Source organism: Christiangramia sp. LLG6405-1, assembly GCF_045055805.1.
GTDB lineage: Bacteria > Bacteroidota > Bacteroidia > Flavobacteriales > Flavobacteriaceae > Christiangramia.
The window spans coordinates 165,143-182,945 of record NZ_CP159330.1; the positions used below are offsets into that span (position 1 = coordinate 165,143).

Here is a 17,803-nt window from a genome sequence, read left to right on the forward strand (position 1 = left end):
ACGAATTCAAACCAGATAATATTGATCTTCAAAGCTTTTCATCATCCGGTACGCTCCGTCGGAATTAGATTTAATAAAATATTATAGTCTGCCCTTCAGCCATTCCCTCTAATTGTTTTTATCTTTATCGCTTAAACTACGACTATCAATGAATAAGAAAGTTCTCCTTATGATTCTGGATGGCTGGGGTATTTCTCCTAATGATGAAATATCTGCAGTAGCTAAAGCTAATACACCATTCATCGATTCGCTACCTGGAAAATTCCCACACGCTACCTTAAGAACCGATGGCCTTAATGTAGGTCTTCCGGAGGGACAAATGGGGAACAGTGAGGTTGGACATATGAATCTTGGAGCCGGTAGAGTTGTTTACCAGGATTTGGTGAAGATCAACATGGCGGTGGAAAAGAACACACTAAAAGATGAACCAGTATTGGAAGCGGCATTTAGCTATGCGGTGAAGAACAATAAGCCAATTCATTTTATGGGATTGCTTAGTGATGGTGGAGTTCATTCTCATATTGACCATTTAAAAGGATTATTATCTGCAGCTGATGCTGCTGGTGTAAAAAATAAGTACGTACATGCTTTTACCGATGGTCGTGATGTAGATCCACATTCTGGTAAAGGTTTTGTAGAAGATTTACTCCCTCATTTAAAAGCTACAAATTCTGAACTAGCCTCTGTGATTGGTAGATACTATGCTATGGATAGAGATAACCGTTGGGAACGAGTTGAAAAAGCATACGACCTGATCATAAAGGGTGAAGGAAAAACCACTCAGGATATCACCTCTGCTATTCAAAAAAGCTATGATGATGATATTTCTGATGAATTCATTGATCCAATTGTGCTTACAGATGATAACGGAAACCCAGTTGCAAAACTGGGTGAAAAAGATGTAGTGATCTATTTTAACTTCAGAACAGATCGTGGAAGACAACTAACACAGGCACTTTCACAAGATGACTTCCCGGAATATGACATGAAAAAACTGACCTTATATTATGTCACCATGACTAAATATGACGACAGGTTTGAAAATGTAAATGTCATCTTTCAGAAATCTAATATCAAAGCCACCTTAGGAGAAGTCCTTGAATATGAGGGTAAAAAACAGATCAGGATCGCAGAAACTGAGAAATATCCTCACGTAACATTTTTCTTTTCCGGAGGTAGAGAGAAACCTTTTGCCGGTGAAAGAAGACTTATGTGTGATTCTCCGAAAGTTGCGACATATGACCTTCAACCGGAAATGAGCGCTTATGATATTACAGATAAAATAGTTCCTGAATTAGAGGGCGAGTCGGCAGATTTTATATGTTTAAATTTTGCAAATCCAGATATGGTAGGTCATACCGGTGATTTTGATGCTGCAGTCAAAGCTTGTGAAACTGTTGATATTTGCGCAAAAAAAGTAGCTGAAACTGCTTTTGAAAATGACTATTCTGTCATCATCATTGCAGATCATGGGAATAGTGAAACAATGAAGAATCCAGATGGTAGTGCAAATACTGCGCACACTACGAACCCTGTTCCCCTAATCTTAATGGATAAAGATGTAAAATCCATTCAGGACGGTAAGCTTGGTAACATTGCTCCGACTATATTAAAACTGATGGGAATTACCCAACCAGATCTAATGACAGAAGACCCCCTAATATAATTTTTATGAAAAAGCTATTTATTATCATTGCAGCTTTTGCTGTGAGTTGTGGAAATAAAATGGACAATTCTAATCAGGATGTTGCCATGGATGAAATAGAAGACACAGGAATTGAACAACAGGAAACCCAAAAGGATATGTTGCTAGGTGATTTTACGAAAGATGAATTACAACAAGCACCATTCAATAGCTGGTTTGATTCGAGGTATAAAAATTTCAAACCAGATACCGATGAAATGGCTACGATCAACGAAAATATAAAGGACTACGAAATCAAGGTTCTTATGGGTACATGGTGCGGTGACAGCAAACGCGAACTACCTAAATTCCTGAAGATTCTTGACGAGGCAAACTATGATTACGACAATCTGCAACTAGTTGCTGTAGATAGAAACAAAACGACGCCATCGGGCATTGAGCAAGACCTGGAGGTAACCAGAGTACCTACAATTATCTTTTACAAGGATGGAGAGGAAGTAAATCGTTTTGTGGAATATTCCCAGGGTGAAAGCATAGAAGAAGACATTACCAGGATCGTAAGTGGTAAGGAGTACAAAAATTCTTACGCAGAGTAGTAAGAAAAAGTTGCAAACTCTGTAATTGAAAAATTATAACTAATTTTGTTTATGCCTAATTCTCTTACCATCGCAGTTGATTTCGACGGTACGATCGTAGAGAACCGATTTCCAGAAATTGGAAAACCTTTACTATTTGCCTTTGAATCTCTTCGGAAATTGCAGGAAGAAGGTCACAGATTAATCCTTTGGACCTACAGAAGCGGAGAAAAACTTGACGATGCTGTTACCTTCTGTGAAAAGAATGGTTTAAAGTTTTACGCAATAAATAGTAGTTACCCTGAAGAAGAATTTGACCAAAGTATTAGCAGAAAGATTCTGGCTGATATCTTTATAGATGATCGTAATTACGGCGGAATGAAAGGTTGGGGAGAGATCTACCAATCACTTACATTGAACAAACCAGGAACCGGAACCGGTAAAAAGAAGAGATCAGGTCTCTTTAGAAGATTTTAAAAGTATGATTATACCAAAATCCAGCGAGGAAATTGAACTACTAAGAGAAAGTGCACTTATTGTAAGCAAAACTCTTGGAATGCTGGCGCCTGAAATTAAACCAGGTGTAACTACCCTACAATTAGATAAACTTGCAGAAGAATTTATACGTGATCATGGTGCTGTTCCAGGTTTTCTGGGACTGTATGATTTCCCTAATTCTTTATGTATGAGTCCCAATGCACAGGTAGTGCATGGGATACCTAACAACACTCCATTGCAGGAAGGTGACATTATAAGTATTGACTGTGGAGCTTTGAAAAACGGCTTCTACGGAGATCATGCCTATACTTTTGGAGTAGGAACAATCGCTCCCGAGGTTGAGGAATTATTGAAAGTCACCAAAGAATCCCTATATGAAGGAATTCGAGAATTTAAAGCAGGAAATCGCGTTGGTGATGTAGGATATGCAATTCAGAAATATACTGAGGACCGCGGCTATGGAGTAGTTCGCGAACTTGTGGGACATGGGCTAGGAAAAACGATGCATGAAGATCCCGAAATGCCTAACTACGGTAAACGTGGCCGAGGTAAAAAATTTGTAGAAGGAATGGTTGTAGCTATAGAGCCTATGATCAACCTTGGAACTAAGAGAATTAAACAATTGCCCGATGGCTGGACAATACTAACCGCCGATAATAAACCCAGTGCTCATTTTGAGCACGATGTCGCATTGATAGACGGCAAACCAGAATTACTATCAACATTTAAATACATTTATGAATCATTAAAAATTAATTCAACAGAAGAAGACGAATTTAGAGCAAAAGTTTATGATTAAAAGTTACAGACAGGAAATCTGGAAAACCCTACACAAAGATTCCTGGGAAGACCGCTTTATCTACAAAGTCTCAAATTTCGGAAGGATGATCAGTTATCTGAAAAACCCCGAAGGAGACTTGATGAATGGCGGAAAAGTAGGTGGATATTTAAACTTCGCGGTAAAATTGAAGAATGGTAAGCACAAAACTTACTACATTCATCGCATTATTGCTGAAATGTTTTTAGAGAAAAAAGAAGGTGATCAGTACGTGATTCACAAGAATTTTGTGAAGAATGACAATCGCGTTTCTAACTTGGCATGGGCCACCAAGGATGAATGGGTCCAACATCAATATAACAGTCCTAAAGTAAAGGAAAATAAGGAAAACAGAAGATTACGTAAAGTAACCTCTTATTCCAAATTGACTTACGCGCAGGCTGTTATTCTAAAGAAAAAGCTATTAGATCCTGACAGGAAAACCCGTATTCGAGTATTGGCTAAGCAATTTGGTGTATCCGAAATGCAGCTATACCGTATCAAATCGGGCGAAAACTGGGGAGATATCGAAGTATAGCCAATGAGCAATCTTTTTAAACTGGCCTTAAACAGTATTCCCAGGCCCGTACTTATTAGAGCCAGTTACTTGATAAGGCCGTTTTTAAAGATTTATCTTAAAGGCAACCGATATACTGACCCAATTGATGGTAGCAGTTTCCGAAAATTCCTTCCATATGGATATGAAGATCAGAGAGAGAATGTTCTCTCCCCTTCCACTCTATCATTGGAAAGGCATCGCCTACTTTGGATATACCTTCAGCAGCACACAGACTTCTTTGCTAAAAAGCGAAAAGTACTTCACTTCGCACCGGAACAGGCTTTTTATAAACGCTTCCGAAGACTAAAAAATCTTGAGTATACCACTACAGATCTAAATTCACCTTTGGCAGATGTCAAAGCTGATATTTGTGATCTACCATTTGCTGATTCCAGCTATGATTTTATTTTATGTAACCACGTTCTGGAACATATCCCAGATGATTTTACAGCAATGAAAGAATTGTACAGAGTTTTAAAACCAGGCGGAACTGCGATTCTACAAATACCGCAAGACCTTAACAGAGCTGAGAGCTTTCAAGATGATACTATTACCGATCCCAAACAAAGAGCTAAAATATTTGGACAGTATGACCATGTTAGGATCTATGGCAGGGATTATTTTCAGAAATTAAGGGAAGTAGGCTTTGAAGTAAATGAAGTAGACCTAAGTAAAAATATGACCAGTCACGAGGTTGATAAATATAGACTTGCAAAAGGGGAAATATTACCGGTTTGCAGTAAGTAATTTACTAGTCCACTAAGTTGGATTTAAATCCTGGTGTCACGTAAGTTTTGACAGCTCCATTTTCATCGGAATAGATCAGATACACTTCTATAGATTGCAGTTCCTTCAGCATACTAGCCGATCTGTCAAGGCCCATGGCCATAAGAGCTGTAGCATAGCCATCTGCTATCATGCAGTTTTCAGCAATTACAGAAGCACTTAATAAATTGCTCTTTTCAGCAAAACCAGTTATTGGGTTCACTGTATGCACAAAGCGTTCTCCCGTAATGGAGTCAACCCGATACTTTCTATAGTTACCTGATGTTGCCATAGAAGCATTTTTAAGCATCACCTTAGCGTTAAACTGTCTTTCCGGACCTTGGTGTAATGGATGATCAATTCCTACCAACCATTCCTTACCAGATGATTCATTCTTACCCTTAGCTTTTAGTTCACCACCCAATTCGATCAAATAATCTGATACACCGTTATTTTCCAGGTACTGTCCAATAAGATCTATAGTATAACCTTTGGCAATCGCGTTAAAATCGATGTAAACGTTTGGGTTCTCTTTGGAGACAGTCTGGTCCTCGTTAATTATTACTTTATTGAGTCCTACCAGTTGGTTCAAAGAATCAAGCCGCTCTGCATAAAGATCGGTTACGGGTTCTCCAGGACCAAAACCGTAGGCATTAACCAGAACCCCAACCGTTGGATCAAAAAAACCGTTGCTTTCAGAATAAATCCTTTGTGAAGCCTCAAACACTTTAATGAAGTGCTGATCTACAGTCACAATGGAGTCACCCCGATTGATAATGGAAATATCAGAATCCTGCTGGTATGTACTCATAGATCCATTTACAAGATCCACAATACTGTCCATAGATTTAGTAAAGTCAAGCTCGCCTTCTGAAAAGTATTGAACTGAATAGGTCGTTCCCAAAGCTTCACCCTGGAAAGTGGTTATGTCCAGTCCACTCTTAGAATCACATGATACCAGAGTTAAAACCGAAATGATAAATATTAAAATACGATTCATTTAAAATTCTTTCCAGCCAGAATAATTTACAACATAATCTTCTTCATTCGAGACCGGTTTATCATAATCTGAAGAATTAGCCAGTCCTACACCGGCATAGAAAGTTCTAGCGTTGAACTTTTCAGCATGTTCCTTTATGTCTTTCATAAAAGCTGGATCAAAAGCCTTAGGGTCGTCTGGATATTCTATAGCTCTAACAATGACAAAGTGCAATTTTGTATCCTTCAGGGCCACAAACTGTGGATTACGTCTTAGCTTGCTGTTTACCCCTAAAAATTCATATCCGTTATCCTCGAGATCCTTACCAACGATATTCATCGCCAGGTTATGTAGTTCCTGTTCGTCTAATTTTGGCATATACAAAGATAAAAAAATCCCGCCGAAGCGGGATTATAATTATTATCCTCCAAAGTCATCAAATCTGATGTTCTCAGGGGGCATACCGAAGTCTTCACCCATTTTCTGAACTGCTTTGTTCATTAATGGCGGACCACAGAAATATAGTTCAATATCTTCTGGCTCTTCATGGTGAGATAGATAATTATCTATTACAACCTGGTGTATAAAGCCTACAAAACCATCTCCTTCATCATCAAGATTCGATTTAACTTTCCAGTTATCCTCTTCTGCAGGCTCAGAAAGCGCTAAGTAGAACTTGAAATTTGGGAAATCTCTTTCTAATGCTCTAAAGTGTTCTGTATAAAATAGTTCTCTTTTAGATCTACCACCATACCAGTAAGTTACTTTCCTACCAGTTTTCAATGTTCTGAATAAATGATAAAGGTGAGATCTCATTGGCGCCATACCGGCTCCACCACCAACATAAAGCATTTCTGAATCGCTTTCATTAATGAAGAATTCACCGTAAGGCCCAGAAATAACTACTTTGTCACCCTTTTTCAAACTAAAGATATAAGAAGAAGCGACTCCAGGATTTACATCCATCCAACCATCTTTTGCACGATCAAAGGGTGGAGTGGCAATACGGACATTTAGCATGATCTCACGACCTTCAGCTGGATAAGAAGCCATTGAGTAGGCTCTTTCAACCAACTCTGGATTCTTCATAACCAGTGGCCATAATTTAAACTTGTCCCACTCGTCTTTAAATTTATCCGGAGTTTCATGTTCTTCCGGGTGAGCAGTGATATCCATATCTTCAAACTTCACTTCTGTTTTAGGAATTTCAATTTGAATATAACCTCCGGCTTTATAATCCATTGGTTCAGGAATTTCTACCACAAATTCTTTAATGAATGATGCTACGTTATAGTTTCTTACTACGGTTGCATCCCATTTCTTAATTCCGAAAACTTCTTCAGGAATGGTTATTTTCATGTCCTGCTTTACCTTTACCTGGCAACCAAGTCTCCATCCATTTGCAATTTCCTTTCTGGTAAAGTGTGGTTCTTCCGTAGGAAGAATTGCTCCACCACCATCTTCAACGATACATTTACACTGGATACAAGTTCCACCACCACCACAGGCAGAAGGCAGGAACAATTTATTATCTCCAAGAGTTGAAAGCAAGGTTCCACCTGAACCTACTTCAATATCTTTTTCGTTGTTGACGTTGATTGTCACAGGTCCTGATGGCGATAATTTGGCCTTAGCTCCTAAAAGCATGGATACCAATAACAAAATCAAGACTAAGAATACTACTACACTAGCTATTATAACTGTCATAATCTTCTTTTACGATTATAATTTAATTCCCATAAAACTCATGAATCCAAGCGCCATAAGTCCGGTAATGATAAACGTGATACCTAGGCCTTTTAACGGTGCAGGAACATTTGAGTATGCAATTTTCTCTCTGATGGCCGCAATGGCAAGAATAGCAAGAAACCATCCTATCCCACTACCAAGTCCATAAGTGATCGCTTCTGAAATTCCTCCAAAATCCTTTTGCTGCATAAAAAGTGAACCACCAAGGATCGCACAGTTTACCGCAATAAGTGGAAGGAAAATACCAAGTGCACCATACAGAGCAGGGGCAAATTTTTCAACAATCATTTCCACAAGTTGGACCATAGATGCGATTACCGCAATGAACATGATAAAACTCAGGAAGCTTAGATCCACATCTGCATATTCAGCTCCCAGCCAGGAAAGTGCTCCAGGCTTTAGAAGGTAATTATCCAGTAGAAAGTTGATAGGCACAGTGATCGCCAGTACGAAGATCACAGCAGCACCCAAACCAACAGCTGTTTTTACAGTCTTAGATACCGCCAGGTAGGAACACATTCCCAGGAAGTAGGCGAATATCATATTCTCTATGAAAATACTTCTTACAAATAGATTAACTAATTCCATTCTTTATATACTTTTTTGCTGTACAGCTATTAGTTTTGTTCGATTAGTTTACGATTTCTGGCACGTTGTACCCAGATGATCAATCCAACCACTATAAGAGCCATTGGAGAGAGTAGCATCAAACCGTTATTTTCATATCCTAAAGCATACAGTCCAGTAGACTCAGCCATCGTTGCGCCTTTATGTCCTAATACTTCGAATCCAAAAAGTTTTCCAGATCCAAGTAATTCTCTAAAGAAAGCTACTATAACCAGAATTAGACCATAACCTGCAGCATTACCAATACCGTCTAGAAAGGACTTGTAAATCCCGTTACCAAGTGCAAAGGCTTCTAGACGTCCCATTACGATACAGTTCGTAATAATAAGACCAACGAAAACCGATAACTGCTTACTAACATCAAAAGCATAAGCTTTTAATATCTCACTTACCAGAATTACCAGGGAAGCCACAACCACAAGTTGAACAATGATCCTGATTCTACTTGGAATAAGGTTTCTTAACATAGAAACGATCATGTTACTAAAGGCCATTACCACCATTACAGCGATCGCCATTACTACGGCCGGTTCCAGCTGCACGGTAATTGCCAGTGCAGAACAAATTCCCAGTACCTGAACGGTAATAGGGTTATTGTCATCTAATGGATCGGAAAGTAATTTTCTATTTCCTTTGGAAAGAAAATGCTCCCTTTCTTCAGAATTTGAAAGGAAAAGGATCATTTCCCGTTTCTTTTCTTCCTCTTTAGCAGAGTTGAATTTTTTCTCTTCAGCCATATCTATCTAGTTGCTACTTTAAATCCTTTTTGCTGTTCGAAATAAGGTAAATAACGCTTTAATCTTTCTGAGATCATATCAGAAACACCATCACCTGTGATCGTTGCTCCTGAAATTGCATCTACCTGATTATCGTCCTTATCTGAAACATCAATATTTCCTTTGACTACAGAAACTCCTACAAGATTACCATTAGAATCAAAGATCTTTTCATCAGAAAATTTCTCTTTGAACCATTGCTTTGTAATTTCTGCACCAAGTCCCGGAGTTTCTCCAAGGTGGTCAAATGTTGCACCTTTCACGGTGTTGATATCATCTTTTAATGAAATGTATCCAAAGATCGCATTCCAAAGTCCGTTTCCTCTAAGAGGTACGATATAATATCTGGAACCTTCAACTTCGGCTACATATAGTGGAAAAACCTGTTCTCCAACATCTTTTTTGATCTCTTTAGCAAGATCGACTTTAAAAGCGTCTATAGACTCATCTACCGTACCATCTTCAGTGATAGCCACTTCTTCTACGATATACTTATCATAAAGTTCCTTGGCTCCATCTCTGTCGGTAGTAATACCAACTGTAGAAAGGATATTCTGCATCTTCTCTTTACGCACATTCTCCATTTGTGTTGGCTGGAGAGAGATAGCGGCAAAGGCAAGTACAGCGGCAACTACTACAACCATGATCACAGAGAACATGAAAGTATAGCCGTTGCTATTCGTTTTATTTACTGATTTTTCTTCCATAACTAAACTGCTGTTTCTACTTGAGGGTTAGCATTTTTAAGTCTTTTCTTTCTTCTTTTCACATTAGATTCTACCACGTAGTGATCGATCGTTGGTGCGAAAACATTCATAAGCAAAATACCTAGCATCACACCTTCCGGATATGCCGGGTTGAATACTCGAATCATTACTGAAATAAATCCAACAAGGAATCCATAGATCCATTTTCCTTTCATTGTTTGTGCTGCTGAAACCGGATCTGTTGCCATAAAGACAATACCGAAAGCAAGACCACCAACAATAAGGTGAAGATACCATGGAAAATTCGTTAAGTTATTACCTTCAATACCTAAAGAAGGTAGCGCATTAAAGATCAAGCCCATCACTGCAGCTCCAATAAAAGCACTCAAGATAATTCTCCAGCTACCTACTTTACTAAGTACAAGTAGTAATGCACCTGCCAGAATACAGATCGCTGAAGTTTCAGCAATAGATCCCGGTATCATTCCAGAAAACATATCCAATGGAGTATATCCTGCCTCATTTCCAGCTGCAAGATTTCCAAGAATCGTTTCACCAGTTACAGCATCTACTTCATACGCATTACTAACCCAAACGCTGTTTCCAGACATATAAGTTGGGTATGCGAAGAAGGCAAATGCACGTGCCGTAAGCGCAGGATTCAGAATATTCATTCCAGTCCCACCAAAAGCTTCTTTTCCAATAAGAACCGCGAACACTACTGAAAGTGCCACCATCCAAAGCGGAATATCAATCGGCATGATCATAGGAATAAGCAAACCAGTTACCAGGTAACCTTCGTTCACTTCGTGTCCTCTAAAGATCGCAAATGCGAATTCAATTCCAAGACCTACAGCATAAGAAACTGCGATCATTGGTAAGATCTTTCCAGCACCATGAAGGAAAGCATCTATAAAAGGTACACCGTTGGCATATTCTGGCAATTGGTGAAGATATTGATATCCACCATTCCAGAATCCAAACAAAAGAGCTGGAATAAGAGCGATCACCACGGTAATCATTGTTCTCTTAAGATCCACTGCATCACGAATATGCGCTCCTTTTTGTGTAGTATGATTTGGAGTAAATAAGAAAGTATCTAATGCATTTACTGCAGGAGCATATTTCTCTAACTTCTCGCCTTTGCTAAAAGGCTGTTTCATTTTATCTAATCTCTGTCTAATCCATTCCATATTCTTCAGCTTTTTAACCTACTTCGGTAATCATTAAATCAAGACCTAATCTTATTACTTCCTGAATCTCAATCTTGGAAGTGTTCACGTATTCTACTGTTGCAAAATCTTCAGGAGCAACCTCGTAGATCCCAAGATTTTCCATTTTTTCGATATCACCAGCCATACATGCTTTGATAAGCTGCATCGGGTAGATATCCATAGGTAAAACCTCTTCCATTTCACCTGTTACCACCAACGCACGCTCTTCACCATTCAAATTCGTGGTTGGAGTGTATTTTTTATTTGGAAACAACCAGGACAGTGAAGTTCTGGAATGTGAATGAATATTATTATAAGTAAAAGGCAACCATCCAAAGATTCGGTAATTGTCACCTTCAGGAATTAGCGTCAGCTCGTTCTCAAAGAAGCCTAAATACTGATTATTGCTTAACTGAGTTCCGGTAAATACATCACCAGAGATGATACGAGTACCTTCTGCTGCCTGACCAATAAGATCTGCAACATTAGCACCAATAGTCATCTGGTAGTATTTCCTGTTTTCAGCTTCACTTCCAACCACAGCAACCGTACGCTCCGCACGATATTCTCCGGTAAGAAAAACATTACCAATTGTAGCAACGTCCTCTACTCCTACAGTCCAGACACGTTCACCTCTATTAACAGGATCAAGCTTATGGATCTGAACACCTACGTTCCCTGCAGGGTGAGCTCCTTTTACATGATGAAGCTCAACACCCTGAATTCCTTTTAGGTATTCAGCTGAAGAGTCATCTACAGAAAGATGAACTTTACCCGGTGTAAGCTTTCTTAAAGCATCAATTCCCGCCTGGAATGCAGCGATCTTATCTTTTATGATAAAACCTTTATCTGCCGCCAAAGGCGCGGTTGTTACTGCTGAAATAAAGATCGCCTTAGGAGTATCCTTAGGATCTGCTACGATGTCGTATGGTCTTTGGTTGATAAAAGCACCGCAACCACTTTCAAGAAGAAGTTCACGAACATCCTTCACATCAGCTTTAGCAGGATCCAGTTTTTTGAATTCACGGTAAGTGTTTTCAGGATCTGCTTCGATGATTATTTCGAGGATCCTTCTTTTGTCACCTCTTTTGATTTCTTTAAGAACACCACTAACTGGTGTAGTAAAGCGAATTTCCTCGGTATATTTCGAATAGAAAATCTCATCACCTGCAAGAAGCTTAGCTCCTTCTTTTACTACCATTTTTGGCACAACAGTGTGAAAATCTGGCGGTTTGATCGCGTAAGTTTTGGATCTCGGAGCCTTTACAAGCTCTCTTTCCGCCGCCCCTTCTAATCGCAGAGATAATCCTCTTTTAATTCGAATGTCTTTTGACATAGGATGGAGTGTATGTTAAATTTTTAGTTTAAAGTCGGGCAAATTTAAGAATTTTCACTCCATTTATCCCAAGAAATGTCAGAATTTTACTTTGGTCAACTGTTAAATTAAATAGATGCAAAATGCTTATTTCTATTAACTTTGCTATTTACTCAAACTTTATGAAAGGCTTTCTAATTTTCTTTGCGTTTTGCCTGCTTCAGCCGTGCATTTATGGCCAGGTCGTTAAAGAAACCCTGCCACCTCCATTCATTAGAACCATTATTTTTCAGGGAGATTCCGTAGAAAATAAAGGAAATCCAATCATACGTTTGGGCGCCAAACTTCAATTAAGCTTTGATGATATCATTGGAGACGAAGCCGATTACTATTACACGATCGAACATTACAATTTCGACTGGACACCTTCTCAACTCACTAAAAACGAGTATCTTGAAGGTTTTGATGATGTTAGAATTATCAATTACCGGAATTCGCTAAATACCTTACAACCCTATACACATTACGAGCTTGATATTCCGAATAAAAATGTACGCGGACTCAAAGTTTCGGGCAACTATATGATTAGTGTCTATAATGCGCAAAGAGAAAAGGTATTCTCACGAAAATTCATGGTTTATGAACCTGTAGCGCAAATTACTGCGGAAGTAAAAAGAGCAAGAAACCTTCAGTTTATCGATGAAAAGCAAATTATAAACTTCAGTATTAATTCTCCAGATCTGCTTCTGAAGAATCCTGACAGGAATGTCAAGGTGAGCCTCATTCAGAATTTCAATTTAAAAACTGCGATTACAGATCTTAAACCGCAATATACCATTGCCAACGAACTCATCTATCGCTATAATACTGAGTCTTCTTTTTGGGGTGGCAACGAATTTCTTCAGTTTGACAACAAAGAAATAAGAGTTACCAATGCTGATATTGCCAAGGTTGACATGCAGCAGCTATATCTCCATTATCTTTTTATGGATATCACCAGAGACGGGCAGCCATACACGTACAATCCTGATATTAATGGAGGTTTTGTGGTAAGAAATGTGCTTGCAGAAGACTCAGACCTGGAAGCCGATTATGTTTGGCTGAGATTTACTTTACGAAATTATGATCCGCTTGAAGGTAAACAGATCCATCTTTATGGGGGGTTCAATAATTTTCAACTGGACGAAAGCACTAAGCTCGAATACAATAAGGAGAGCGGTTATTATGAGTTAGCAAGATTGTTTAAGCAAGGATATTATAACTACAAATATGTGGTGACAGGTCCAGACGGGATTGAAGATGGAGCGATTAGTGGAAACTATGATGAAACGGAGAACAATTACACGATCCTCGCTTATTACAGAAGCCCGGGAGCACGTTATGACAGATTGATTGGTGCGGGTGGTGCGAATTCAAGAAACATTCGTAATTAAGCTGTTTATATGCCAGATACTGAAAATAAGATTGAAATTTACCAGTATAGAGGTCAGCATTGTCTAAACTGTGAATTACCTTTAGATAAAAACGACCGATTTTGTCCCAATTGCGGACAACTGAATACCACTAAAAAACTTAGCTTTTCAGACCTGTTTAATGAATTCTTTTCAGGAGTATTTGCCTACGACTCCAGGTTTCAGAGGACATTAAGAATACTGCTTTTCAGACCAGGAAAGATTTCAAAAGATTATGTGGAAGGAAAGAGGACCAGGTATGCAAATCCCTTCAGATTCTACCTGAGTGTTTCCATTATCTTCTTTCTGATCTTTAGCCTTAGCCTGGATCCTAGCGAAAATTTTGGACGACAGGACCGCGACGAAAACCTGCTTTCAAAACTTGACCGTAAGGAATTGAGCGAGGCTTCCATGGATTCCATTAATAAAGTATTGACCAGCGATGATGTTGGTCTGGACAGCATCCAGAATAATGTTTTTACTGAAACTTATACTGAAAAGTTTGTGAGTCAGCCAGAACTGGACAGTATGAACTTTATTAATGCATTTGCCAAAAAAGCAGATCTATACTATGCTTATCAGGATGAAACAGGGATTTTTACCGCTTCCCGGGCACTGGATAGTTTAAAGCACGAACAATCGAATTATAATCTCTGGCTTTATAAGAAGGCGGTAGATGCAGGAACCTTTTCAAAAGACCCTGCGCTATTTATAAACTACTTTATAGGAAAGTTACCTTTTATCATCTTTATATTTTTACCCGTTTTCGCGTTATTCATCTGGCTATTATATTTAAGAAGGGACTTTAATTATATGGAGCACCTCATCTTTGCATTTCACGTGCAAACGGTGTTTTTCGTACTCTACAGTTTTGCGCTGATACTGGAAATTGTCTTTAAATGGGAAATCCTCACTACTCTGGCAAATTTTGTATTCCTATTCTATTTATACAAAGCGATGCGATTTTTCTACGGACAAAAACGTGTTAAAACGATTTTAAAGTTTCTATTCCTGAACCTAATATTCTTTACATTAGCCACAGTCGCTGCAATAATATCATTGCTCGCTTCTTTTTCAATTTATTGAAACACATGATTCAACAGGTTACAAAAGGTATTAAGATCTCTGTGGAAACCAGATTCGAAGGTAAGTTCTATAAGGACTTCCAGCTGAAGTATGCTTTTGCTTACCAAATCACTATTGAAAACCAGAGTAACGATTCTGTTCAGTTAAAGTCCAGATTCTGGGAGATCAAAGATGCTTTGAGTGAAATTGAATATGTTTCAGGAGAAGGAGTGATTGGAAAAAAACCTGTTTTGAAACCAGGTGAAAGTCATACGTACCAAAGTGGTTGCTTACTTACCGCGCCCATTGGATCCATGTCTGGCTACTATAATATGATCAACTTCACGACCACGAATGAATTTCAGGTTAGAATCCCACCCTTCAGACTTGCCGCTACCTTTGCTTTAAACTAGAAAGGTATTCTTCGGAAGTATCTTTATTGATCAAATTCTGATACGAAAACTGGATTCCACCAGGCTCATTAATGACCTGTGATATACTCTGAGTTTTGAGAAATCCGCGGTCTATGATCAATCCGTATTCCTTGTTCCCGTTACCTGCGCTTTTGTGAAATTTCAATAGACTCCCGGCAGTATAACCTTCAGCACTTACATTATTAAACCAGTCCTTACGCTTTTTCTTCATTGCTTCAGAATAGAGCGGAGAAGATGACCAGATATGTTGAGTGATAGGAAGATATTCATGTTTATAATTCTTACCATCCCAAATTAATTGCTGGAAGCATAATCCGTCATGCCATTCTACAATGATCATTGTAAAAGGCTCGATCCCCTCAAAGTTATATTTGTTTATAAATGATCGCAATCTACACGCAGCAAGAAATTCCTTAACAACCACTCCCCGACTTTTTCGATATTCCGGCTTGCGCTCATGAGGTTTTTCAGCTCCATTCATAAGGCATATACACCTGGAATGTTCGCTAACTCCTAGCCAGGTACCTCCAGCCTGTTTATCTTTTGGAAAATATTGTCTTACGCCTTCAAAGCGCTCCCATGCAGGTGGAAGGGTTTCGCGACCAACCGATTCATCCCGGTTAGAAGTTAATACAAAGCCAGACATAGACTCAGGACGGGGGACTAAAGTAACTGTGCACATGCTTTAAAATCAAAATTTTAAGGAAATGTACAAAAAAAGTTAAGCTTAAGTAAAGGCAAGCCAGATGTTATTGCGTGCAACTTAATTTTTTTACCTTTATCGGAATTAGAAATAAACGAAAAAACAAAATTTATATTTATGGGAAAAGGATTTTTTCACGTACCAGTAGCGGTTAACGAAGAAGTAAAAAGTTACGCTCCGGGAAGCCCAGAAAGAGAAGAAGTATTACTTACTTATAAAGACCTTTGGAATGCGAATACTGAGGTTCCTCTTTATATTGGAGCTGAAGAAGTAAAAACCGGGAATACCAGAACCATCAATCCTCCACATGATCACGCTCATGTTGCAGGAACTTATCACACTGCTGAGAAAAAGCATGTGGAAAGAGCTATTTCTGAAGCACTGGAGGCAAGAAAGAAATGGTCTAAACTGGAATGGGAACAAAGAGCTGCTATCTTTTTAAAAGCTGCCGACCTAATTTCCGGACCCTACAGACAAAAGATGAATGCTGCCACAATGATCGGGCAGTCTAAAAACATTTATCAGGCTGAAATTGATGCTGCTGCAGAGATCTGTGATTTCCTACGTTTTAATGTAGAGTACATGGCAGAACTGTATGATGAGCAACCAATTTCTTCAGATGGAGTTTGGAATCGCGTAGAATACAGACCACTAGAAGGTTTCGTTTACGCTATAACTCCGTTCAACTTTACGGCGATTGCAGGAAACCTTCCTTCAAGTGCTGCCCTTATGGGGAATGTTGCAGTTTGGAAACCAAGTGATAGCCAGATGCTATCAGCTCAGATACTTATGGAAGTATTTAAAGAAGCAGGTTTACCAGCCGGTGTAATTAATATGGTAAATGGCGATCCAGAAATGGTAACAGATACTGTATTGGCAAGTCCAGATTTTGCAGGAATCCATTTTACTGGAAGTACTAACGTATTTAAAGGTATTTGGGGAAAAATTGGAAACAATATTCAGAACTATAAAACATACCCAAGAATAGTTGGAGAAACAGGAGGTAAAGATTTTATCCTGGCCCACCCGACTGCAAAAGCTAAACATGTAGCAACTGCAATTTCCAGAGGTGCCTTTGAATATCAAGGTCAGAAATGTAGCGCGGCTTCCCGTGTTTATATTCCGAAAAGCCTGTGGCCGGAAATTAAAGATTTCGTGATTGAGGATGTACAATCATTCAAGATGGGATCTCCGGAAGATATGTCTAACTTCATCAATGCTGTAATTCACGAAGGTTCTTTCGATAAGCTTGCAAGCTATATTGAAAAAGCTAAAAGTGATAAAAATGCTGAGATCGTAGTTGGTGGAAACTATGATAAATCTAAAGGTTACTTTATAGAACCTACCGTAATTCTAACATCAGATCCTCATTACACTACTATGGAAACTGAACTTTTTGGTCCGGTAGTAACAGTATATGTATACGATGATAAGAATTTTGATGAATCCAAGTGGGCTGATATCTGTCAGACTGTAGATAACACGAGTATATATGCATTAACCGGAGCAATTATTTCTGGGGATCGTTACGCAGCTGCTCAGGCTACAGATCTATTGCAGAATGCCGCTGGTAACTTTTATATTAATGATAAGCCAACCGGTGCAGTTGTAGGACAGCAGCCGTTTGGTGGAGCAAGATCCAGTGGTACAAATGACAAAGCGGGATCAAAGATGAATCTTATGAGGTGGATTTCTGTAAGATTGATCAAGGAGACATTCGTCCCTGCTACAGATTACAGATACCCATTTTTAGGAGAGTAATAATATCTAAAAAGCATACTGTTTAAAAACCGCCTTTCCGGCGGTTTTTTTGTGCAGTACAACTAAGTTCCTACAAAATCCTGTAACAAATCTTTAATTTGCCGTAGAATACTGATCTGAAGCTTGTTATTTAAGAGATTATTATACAAACGGAAACTGTTAA

At 38.8% G+C, this 17,803-nt stretch carries 19 protein-coding genes; 10 read left to right on the forward strand and 9 right to left on the reverse strand.

The features are described from left to right. Positions 1 to 148: 148 nt before the first annotated feature. The 6 genes from gpmI to ABVM50_RS00855 are packed head-to-tail and all read left to right on the forward strand — an operon-like array spanning position 149 to position 4,841. Positions 149 to 1,666 carry a 2,3-bisphosphoglycerate-independent phosphoglycerate mutase gene (gpmI, locus tag ABVM50_RS00830; RefSeq protein ID WP_405199548.1) on the forward strand — a complete coding sequence of 506 codons (1,518 nt, stop codon included), beginning with the start codon at positions 149 to 151 and terminating at the stop codon, positions 1,664 to 1,666. A 5-nt stretch (positions 1,667 to 1,671) separates the two neighbouring features. Continuing rightward, positions 1,672 to 2,241, forward strand: a complete 570-nt coding sequence (locus tag ABVM50_RS00835; RefSeq protein WP_405199549.1) for a thioredoxin family protein — start codon at positions 1,672 to 1,674, stop codon at positions 2,239 to 2,241. A gap of 51 nt (positions 2,242 to 2,292) precedes the next feature. Further along, positions 2,293 to 2,697 carry a BT0820 family HAD-type phosphatase gene (locus tag ABVM50_RS00840; protein ID WP_405199550.1) on the forward strand — a complete coding sequence of 135 codons (405 nt, stop codon included), beginning with the start codon at positions 2,293 to 2,295 and terminating at the stop codon, positions 2,695 to 2,697. A gap of 4 nt (positions 2,698 to 2,701) precedes the next feature. Further along, positions 2,702 to 3,517 carry a type I methionyl aminopeptidase gene (map, locus tag ABVM50_RS00845; protein ID WP_405199551.1) on the forward strand — a complete coding sequence of 272 codons (816 nt, stop codon included), beginning with the start codon at positions 2,702 to 2,704 and terminating at the stop codon, positions 3,515 to 3,517. Then, positions 3,510 to 4,073, forward strand: a complete 564-nt coding sequence (locus ABVM50_RS00850) for an HNH endonuclease (protein ID WP_141878525.1) — start codon at positions 3,510 to 3,512, stop codon at positions 4,071 to 4,073. Before map ends, ABVM50_RS00850 begins: the two co-directional genes overlap by 8 nt. 3 nt (positions 4,074 to 4,076) lie before the next feature. Continuing rightward, positions 4,077 to 4,841, forward strand: a complete 765-nt coding sequence (locus ABVM50_RS00855) for a class I SAM-dependent methyltransferase (RefSeq protein WP_405199552.1) — start codon at positions 4,077 to 4,079, stop codon at positions 4,839 to 4,841. Between the two features lie 4 nt (positions 4,842 to 4,845). Here the strand turns inward: ABVM50_RS00855 and ABVM50_RS00860 are convergent, their stop codons facing one another. From ABVM50_RS00860 to ABVM50_RS00895, 8 genes are read right to left on the reverse strand one after another with little or no spacing between them, the layout of a single operon-like run. Beyond that, entirely contained in the window at positions 4,846 to 5,859 is a 1,014-nt protein-coding gene (locus tag ABVM50_RS00860) for an FAD:protein FMN transferase (RefSeq protein WP_405199553.1), read from the reverse strand. Continuing rightward, positions 5,860 to 6,216 (reverse strand): Na(+)-translocating NADH-quinone reductase subunit F, encoded by a 357-nt coding sequence (locus ABVM50_RS00865; protein ID WP_405199554.1) that lies wholly within the window; start codon positions 6,214 to 6,216, stop codon positions 5,860 to 5,862. 42 nt (positions 6,217 to 6,258) lie between these two features. After that, positions 6,259 to 7,545 carry an NADH:ubiquinone reductase (Na(+)-transporting) subunit F gene (gene nqrF / locus ABVM50_RS00870; protein ID WP_141878529.1) on the reverse strand — a complete coding sequence of 429 codons (1,287 nt, stop codon included), beginning with the start codon at positions 7,543 to 7,545 and terminating at the stop codon, positions 6,259 to 6,261. A gap of 15 nt (positions 7,546 to 7,560) precedes the next feature. Further along, a complete protein-coding gene (gene nqrE, locus ABVM50_RS00875; protein ID WP_026914367.1) occupies positions 7,561 to 8,175 on the reverse strand; it encodes an NADH:ubiquinone reductase (Na(+)-transporting) subunit E in 615 nt (204 codons plus the stop codon). 29 nt (positions 8,176 to 8,204) lie between these two features. Further along, entirely contained in the window at positions 8,205 to 8,951 is a 747-nt protein-coding gene (locus tag ABVM50_RS00880) for an NADH:ubiquinone reductase (Na(+)-transporting) subunit D (RefSeq protein ID WP_405199555.1), read from the reverse strand. A 2-nt stretch (positions 8,952 to 8,953) separates the two neighbouring features. Then, positions 8,954 to 9,697, reverse strand: coding sequence for a Na(+)-translocating NADH-quinone reductase subunit C (locus tag ABVM50_RS00885; protein ID WP_405199556.1), 744 nt, complete (start codon positions 9,695 to 9,697; stop codon positions 8,954 to 8,956). Positions 9,698 to 9,699: 2 nt separating this feature from the next. After that, a complete protein-coding gene (locus ABVM50_RS00890) occupies positions 9,700 to 10,890 on the reverse strand; it encodes an NADH:ubiquinone reductase (Na(+)-transporting) subunit B (protein ID WP_141878532.1) in 1,191 nt (396 codons plus the stop codon). 13 nt (positions 10,891 to 10,903) lie between these two features. Continuing rightward, positions 10,904 to 12,247 carry a Na(+)-translocating NADH-quinone reductase subunit A gene (locus ABVM50_RS00895; protein WP_405199557.1) on the reverse strand — a complete coding sequence of 448 codons (1,344 nt, stop codon included), beginning with the start codon at positions 12,245 to 12,247 and terminating at the stop codon, positions 10,904 to 10,906. Positions 12,248 to 12,408: 161 nt separating this feature from the next. Here ABVM50_RS00895 and ABVM50_RS00900 point away from each other — a divergent pair, with 161 nt between their 5' ends. Genes ABVM50_RS00900 through apaG form a run of 3 tightly spaced genes read left to right on the forward strand, consistent with a single transcriptional unit; the run spans position 12,409 to position 15,155 of the window. Next, complete coding sequence (locus tag ABVM50_RS00900) at positions 12,409 to 13,659, forward strand: DUF5103 domain-containing protein (protein WP_405199558.1); 1,251 nt, start codon at positions 12,409 to 12,411, stop codon at positions 13,657 to 13,659. Positions 13,660 to 13,668: 9 nt separating this feature from the next. Next, the gene (locus ABVM50_RS00905) at positions 13,669 to 14,763 is read left to right on the forward strand and encodes a DUF3667 domain-containing protein (RefSeq protein ID WP_405199559.1); all 1,095 of its coding nucleotides are present in this window, start codon (positions 13,669 to 13,671) and stop codon (positions 14,761 to 14,763) included. 5 nt (positions 14,764 to 14,768) lie between these two features. After that, a complete protein-coding gene (gene apaG / locus ABVM50_RS00910) occupies positions 14,769 to 15,155 on the forward strand; it encodes a Co2+/Mg2+ efflux protein ApaG (RefSeq protein WP_026914360.1) in 387 nt (128 codons plus the stop codon). On the opposite strand, the gene ABVM50_RS00915 is transcribed toward apaG, so the two are convergent. Continuing rightward, complete coding sequence (locus ABVM50_RS00915; protein ID WP_405199560.1) at positions 15,136 to 15,858, reverse strand: NRDE family protein; 723 nt, start codon at positions 15,856 to 15,858, stop codon at positions 15,136 to 15,138. The genes apaG and ABVM50_RS00915 overlap by 20 nt on opposite strands. A gap of 138 nt (positions 15,859 to 15,996) precedes the next feature. On the opposite strand from ABVM50_RS00915, the gene pruA reads away from it, so the two are divergent. Beyond that, entirely contained in the window at positions 15,997 to 17,640 is a 1,644-nt protein-coding gene (gene pruA / locus ABVM50_RS00920; RefSeq protein ID WP_405199561.1) for an L-glutamate gamma-semialdehyde dehydrogenase, read from the forward strand. The last annotated feature ends 163 nt before the right edge of the window (positions 17,641 to 17,803 follow it).

Excerpts from the sequence above, each read along its gene's own strand:
- ABVM50_RS00895 (WP_405199557.1), bottom strand. The coding sequence starts at position 12,247 with ATGTCAAAAGACATTCGAATTAAAAGAGGATTATCTCTGCGATTAGAA.
- ABVM50_RS00835 (WP_405199549.1), top strand. The coding sequence starts at position 1,672 with ATGAAAAAGCTATTTATTATCATTGCAGCTTTTGCTGTGAGTTGTGGA.
- ABVM50_RS00905 (WP_405199559.1), top strand. The coding sequence starts at position 13,669 with ATGCCAGATACTGAAAATAAGATTGAAATTTACCAGTATAGAGGTCAG.
- ABVM50_RS00855 (WP_405199552.1), top strand. The coding sequence starts at position 4,077 with ATGAGCAATCTTTTTAAACTGGCCTTAAACAGTATTCCCAGGCCCGTA.
- ABVM50_RS00865 (WP_405199554.1), bottom strand. The coding sequence starts at position 6,216 with ATGCCAAAATTAGACGAACAGGAACTACATAACCTGGCGATGAATATC.
- ABVM50_RS00885 (WP_405199556.1), bottom strand. The coding sequence starts at position 9,697 with ATGGAAGAAAAATCAGTAAATAAAACGAATAGCAACGGCTATACTTTC.
- map (WP_405199551.1), top strand. The coding sequence starts at position 2,702 with ATGATTATACCAAAATCCAGCGAGGAAATTGAACTACTAAGAGAAAGT.
- ABVM50_RS00840 (WP_405199550.1), top strand. The coding sequence starts at position 2,293 with ATGCCTAATTCTCTTACCATCGCAGTTGATTTCGACGGTACGATCGTA.
- ABVM50_RS00915 (WP_405199560.1), bottom strand. The coding sequence starts at position 15,858 with ATGTGCACAGTTACTTTAGTCCCCCGTCCTGAGTCTATGTCTGGCTTT.
- ABVM50_RS00900 (WP_405199558.1), top strand. The coding sequence starts at position 12,409 with ATGAAAGGCTTTCTAATTTTCTTTGCGTTTTGCCTGCTTCAGCCGTGC.
- pruA (WP_405199561.1), top strand. The coding sequence starts at position 15,997 with ATGGGAAAAGGATTTTTTCACGTACCAGTAGCGGTTAACGAAGAAGTA.
- ABVM50_RS00880 (WP_405199555.1), bottom strand. The coding sequence starts at position 8,951 with ATGGCTGAAGAGAAAAAATTCAACTCTGCTAAAGAGGAAGAAAAGAAA.
- apaG (WP_026914360.1), top strand. The coding sequence starts at position 14,769 with ATGATTCAACAGGTTACAAAAGGTATTAAGATCTCTGTGGAAACCAGA.
- ABVM50_RS00860 (WP_405199553.1), bottom strand. The coding sequence starts at position 5,859 with ATGAATCGTATTTTAATATTTATCATTTCGGTTTTAACTCTGGTATCA.
- ABVM50_RS00850 (WP_141878525.1), top strand. The coding sequence starts at position 3,510 with ATGATTAAAAGTTACAGACAGGAAATCTGGAAAACCCTACACAAAGAT.
- ABVM50_RS00890 (WP_141878532.1), bottom strand. The coding sequence starts at position 10,890 with ATGGAATGGATTAGACAGAGATTAGATAAAATGAAACAGCCTTTTAGC.
- nqrF (WP_141878529.1), bottom strand. The coding sequence starts at position 7,545 with ATGACAGTTATAATAGCTAGTGTAGTAGTATTCTTAGTCTTGATTTTG.
- nqrE (WP_026914367.1), bottom strand. The coding sequence starts at position 8,175 with ATGGAATTAGTTAATCTATTTGTAAGAAGTATTTTCATAGAGAATATG.
- gpmI (WP_405199548.1), top strand. The coding sequence starts at position 149 with ATGAATAAGAAAGTTCTCCTTATGATTCTGGATGGCTGGGGTATTTCT.